The organism is Staphylococcus intermedius NCTC 11048, assembly GCF_002902385.1.
Taxonomy (GTDB): domain Bacteria; phylum Bacillota; class Bacilli; order Staphylococcales; family Staphylococcaceae; genus Staphylococcus; species Staphylococcus intermedius.
Window position 1 is genome coordinate 1 of record NZ_PPQH01000044.1, and the last position, 4,893, is coordinate 4,893.

5 protein-coding genes are annotated in these 4,893 nt (G+C 29.1%); 2 read left to right on the forward strand and 3 right to left on the reverse strand.

Annotation, left to right across the window (positions count from 1 at the left end; translation table 11 throughout):
* Positions 1-238 precede the first annotated feature (238 nt).
* Positions 239-820: a hypothetical protein gene (locus tag CD138_RS10300; protein WP_019167496.1), complete on the reverse strand. Its 582-nt coding sequence runs from the start codon at positions 818-820 to the stop codon at positions 239-241.
* 182 nt (positions 821-1,002) lie between these two features.
* Between CD138_RS10300 and CD138_RS14055 the strand changes: the two genes are divergently transcribed.
* A complete protein-coding gene (locus CD138_RS14055) occupies positions 1,003-1,095 on the forward strand; it encodes a type I toxin-antitoxin system Fst family toxin (RefSeq protein ID WP_001791613.1) in 93 nt (30 codons plus the stop codon).
* Between the two features lie 301 nt (positions 1,096-1,396).
* Here CD138_RS14055 and CD138_RS10305 read toward each other — a convergent pair whose 3' ends face one another.
* Positions 1,397-2,218, reverse strand: a complete 822-nt coding sequence (locus CD138_RS10305; RefSeq protein ID WP_000377738.1) for a LysR family transcriptional regulator — start codon at positions 2,216-2,218, stop codon at positions 1,397-1,399.
* Positions 2,219-2,342: 124 nt separating this feature from the next.
* Here CD138_RS10305 and CD138_RS10310 point away from each other — a divergent pair, with 124 nt between their 5' ends.
* Positions 2,343-3,338 carry a YeiH family protein gene (locus tag CD138_RS10310; RefSeq protein WP_000838599.1) on the forward strand — a complete coding sequence of 332 codons (996 nt, stop codon included), beginning with the start codon at positions 2,343-2,345 and terminating at the stop codon, positions 3,336-3,338.
* 334 nt (positions 3,339-3,672) lie between these two features.
* Here CD138_RS10310 and CD138_RS10315 read toward each other — a convergent pair whose 3' ends face one another.
* Positions 3,673-4,248: a recombinase family protein gene (locus CD138_RS10315; RefSeq protein ID WP_000690626.1), complete on the reverse strand. Its 576-nt coding sequence runs from the start codon at positions 4,246-4,248 to the stop codon at positions 3,673-3,675.
* Positions 4,249-4,893: the final 645 nt, after the last annotated feature.

The following is a 4,893-nucleotide window of genomic DNA, read 5'->3' on the forward strand; positions in this document are numbered from 1 at the left end:
ATAACCACATCTCCAGAAATAATCTATTGTTATTGCAGCATTTTGTTTATTGATTTTGTATAGATTTGTATACTAATTTAACTTTGCAACAGAACCCTTGAAGACGAATGTCGGCATAGCGTGAGCTATTAAGCCGACGATTCGACAAGTTTAGGGATTGTTAAGGGTTCCGAGGCTCAACGTCAATAAAGCAATTGGAATAAAATTATTTAGTATGTTTTTGAAAATAATAGAATTTTTAGTTTCTGGTTAGAATTAATAAAATTCTTTTGAGTTCTTTTATATTTTGAGTATTTTTATTTATTGCTTTTACATCTCTTATTATAAAAAACTCTATGTTAGTATTAATGTCTAAATTCGCTAATATCTCTATTGCGTGATTAGCGTGAGAAATACGTTTTGATAGTTTATCTTTGTTGTTTTTAGATAGATATTTGTGGTGGTTGTCTAAAGTTTTTGTAAGAGTTGATTCATAATTTTTCAATGTTTCGGTTAGTGCTTCTTTTATTTTTATTTTATTTATTTTTGTTTGTAAAAAGGTAGTTATATAATTAACATTTGAATTCATTTTTATGACATCATTATGGTTTTCTTTTAAATCTTCTACATTTTCTAAGTGCAGGAGATATTTCTTTAGTTCATTTTTATCTTTTTGGATTATTATTTCTATGATTTTGTTAGTACGTAATCGTGTTATATAAAATACAACTATGGGAATCATTATTGGAATCAATGCAGCAGCGAGTATACTTATTGTTTGATTATGTTCATTCCAAAAATTAATTAAAGTTTCTAAAATATTTTTAATCTTGTTATCCATTTTTTCTCCTTTTTTGAAACGAGTGGAACGAGTTTCTTCTTGTCTTGATACTATAAAAAACAAAGTTATATAACATAAGACGACTTATCGGAAGTAGATATGCTTGTATATTCACAGATGGTATAATAATAGAGTCGCCTATCTCTCAGGCGTCAATTGACGAAGAGAGGAGGTGCATTACTTTGCTAATCATTTTCGTTCACATCATAGCACCAGTCATCAGTGGCTGTGCTGTTGCGTATTATACTTATTGGCTTAGTAAACGCAACAAATAATTAATAGGCGACTTTATAAGCCAGCATCGAAAAAATCCCCACACTACTGCAATAGTGTGGGGATTGGTGCATTAATTGTTAATCATTTTCGTTATATAGATTATAACACTGGTTAGTAAAGAAATGCAAAGTGATATGTACAGTATCAGTTACAAGGTATCGTTTCAATATTTTGACGCTAATTGTCAATAATTTAAAGGATAATTTATGAATGTTATGTATTGAGAGTTTATCCTTTTTTTATATAGATTGTCATTAGAACGTGCATTAAATTTAGAATAAATAATACAAAGATCAAAATTCATGAAATCAAATTTTTAATAACTTCATTAAGCTTCGTATCAATATACTTATCCTTATGTATGACTAAATAGAAATAACGTTTGATGTCTAAGTTTGTTACTTCTAGCTTTTCTAAATCATAAGGTGTTAATGTTGATTTAGAAACAATAGAAAAGCCTTTATCAGCGTGGACCATATTTTTAATTAGATTTGTGTTGTTAATTTCTACTAAATAAGAGGATGAAGTCATTTGTGATAACGCATTTTCCTGATAGACTCTTGTCCCTGATCCACGTTCTCTGATAAAACATATTGACTTATTTGAAGATGATGATTTTTTACGAATTAATACTATTTCATCTTGAGCAATACGTCTACTGTGTATAATATTACTTTGAACCTCTTTTTCGATTATACCTAAATCGATAGTGTTATTCTTAATATGTTGTAATACTGTATCAGAATTATTTAAATACACATGAATGTATAATTCAGGATAATTTTTGGCTAAATCAGCAAGATGTTGTGACAATCGATATTCGCCATAAGTGTAACTACTCCCTATCGTTAAATCTCCTGAAATTATATCAGGTTGCATTTTCAAATCGTGTCTTAAGTTTTGTTCTAATCGCTCACGTTGTAAAGCATATTGAAATAGTTTCTCCCCATCACTTGTTAAAGACATTTTAGAATGTCTAAATTCGAAAATTTTTACATCGTATTCCAGTTCTAATCGTTTAATATCGCGACTTATTGATGGCTGTGAAGTATATAAATTTTCTGCAGCTTTAGTAAAACTTTGCGTTTTAACTACTTCAGTTAGAACTTTTAATGAATCCATTAACTAGGTCTCCTGACATTTGAATACCTCTATTATAACAAAAATGTTATGAGTAATATACTCAATATTTATTTTACGTTATAACTATGCGATGCTAAGCTTTTGATAAAGGAGGAGTTAAAAAGTGAAGTCCTTAAAAAGCAAAGCCTTTATTTATGGTTTATTATTCACATTTATCATCGCAGTTATAAGTTTATTAGGCTCAAAGTTACCATTTTTAGATAAGATAGGTGCTTTAACAATTGCTATACTGATTGCGATTCTATATAGACATTTTAAGGGTTACCCTGAAGCATATCGTTCAGGAATCGCATTTTCGTCTAAACGGTTACTGAAATTAGCTATTATATTATATGGATTAAAGTTAAATATTTATGATGTAATTGGAAAAGGTAGCGATTTGGTATTAATCGATATTGGAGTCATCCTTTTTAGTATCGGATTAATGTTGTTACTAAATAAATATATTAAAGGAGATAAAAACCTCATCCTATTATTAGGTATTGGCACTGGGGTGTGTGGCGCGGCAGCTATTGCAGCAGTATCTCCAATATTAAAATCTAGAGAAAAAGATTCTGCGATTAGTATTGGTATTGTCGCACTTATTGGCACTATATTTTCGCTTGCATATACTGTAATATATTCTATTTTTACAATATCTCCTGAAGTATTTGGGGTCTGGTCAGGTACAAGTTTACATGAAATTGCACATGTAATTCTTGCTTCAGACTTCTCAGGCCAAGAGGCTTTGAGTATGGGACTGTTAGGAAAACTGGGACGTGTGTTTTTATTAATACCTCTGAGTATTATTTTAATTTTAATTATGAGAAAAAAATCGCATAGTGAGAATGAAAAAAAGCGTATTGATGTACCTTACTTTTTACTTGGTTTTGTCATGATGGCATTATTCCATACTTATGTATCCTTGCCACACATGGTTATGCAAATTATAGATAATATCACTACTATATGCTTATTGATGGCAATGGTTGCATTAGGGTTAAATGTTTCATTTAAAGACTTAAAAGATCGTGCTTTCAAACCATTAATAGCTGTCATTATTGTATCTATTTGTTTATCAACTGTGACATTTATTGTTGCTAAGTACTTTTATAGTTAGACTATAAGTATATTAAAAAATTGATATAGATTCTCACAAACAAACACAACACATTGAAGGCATTCCATATTACTACGGTCAAAAAAAGATCAGCCTTTTTCTTACTAGGCCTATTCTTCTTTATTATTACTGATATATCAAGCTTTACAATGCATATTCCGACTTACCTTGACAGTTTAATTATAGTAAATTTCAATATTTCTATTAACTATGGAACAATATAATTTAGGGTACATTCTAATCATACAAATGAAGTTGTTGAATTTATAATAGCTTAAACGTATGATTAGTGTGTATTTTTTAACTTTTATTATTGTTGAAAGTTAAGTTGTATTTACTTATCACTCTTTTCATCTTCTAATTTATTGAGATAACGATAAATTGTTGTACGTGAAACTTGCCATTGTTCAGCAATTGTCTTAATTGGCGTACCATTATCATAAAGTGTTTTGAGCAATTTTAAATCTTGTTTGTTTAATTTTTCGGGTCTTCCACCATACCGTCCTCTAGCACGTGCTGCAATTCTACCAGCTGAAGAACGTTCTAAAATTAAATTACGTTCAAATTCTGCAAATGCTGCGAATAAATGAAATAATAATTGTCCGGTAGAACTTGATTTATCCATCGTTATATTTTCTTCTAAACTATGGAAACTTACACCTCGTTCGTTAAGCTCATTAACTAATGTAATTAAATCCTCCATATTACGTCCTAGTCTATCTAATCTCCAAACAACAATAGTATCTCCAGACCTTGCAAATTCAATTGCTTTATCTAAACCAGGTCTTTTACTTTTTGAACCACTCATATGATCGTTAAATATCTTTTCACAACCATATGCATTTAATCGATCTTCTTGTAAATTTAAATTTTGTAATCCTGTTGAAACTCTTGCATAACCTATTTTCAAAATACAAACCTCCTATATCCATCATTAGTGTACCATAACTTAAATACGGGTACTTTTATGAACATAGATTTTTTATTGGGTTTCTGAACATAAAAATAAATGTAATCCTCACTTATTTCGATATAAAAAAAGAGTGTACAGAAAATGGTGATTAATAATACTATAAATCACCGGTCACTAATTAAATAGCTTCTTGTGGGCTCTATAAGAAATATACAATTCTAGATAACTGACAAGAGTGAGGGGAATAAAAAAGCAGACAAACATAATCACATATGTAATTAATTTGAGAGAAATAATATTTGTAAAAGCTAGTGATAAAACTATAATTATAGAAATTATAAAGTTCGATAACATTTTGAAATATAGTTGAGAATAAAATTTTCTCTTTGTATTAATATCGTCTCTAGTTACTTCACTTGATATATATCTAATGAATATGAAAGAAATGAGGAAGATAATACTTCCAATAATCATTTTATCTATTAAAGTACCATTTAGTGAAAACCTATTGATAATAGCATAAATAAATAGGGATACAAAAAATATGGTTCTGTTGCAAAGTCAGAAAAAATATAACTAATTATCATTTTAACTGGTAGTATTTCCTTAATTGACCAACATATGACTAATTTCATAGCACGG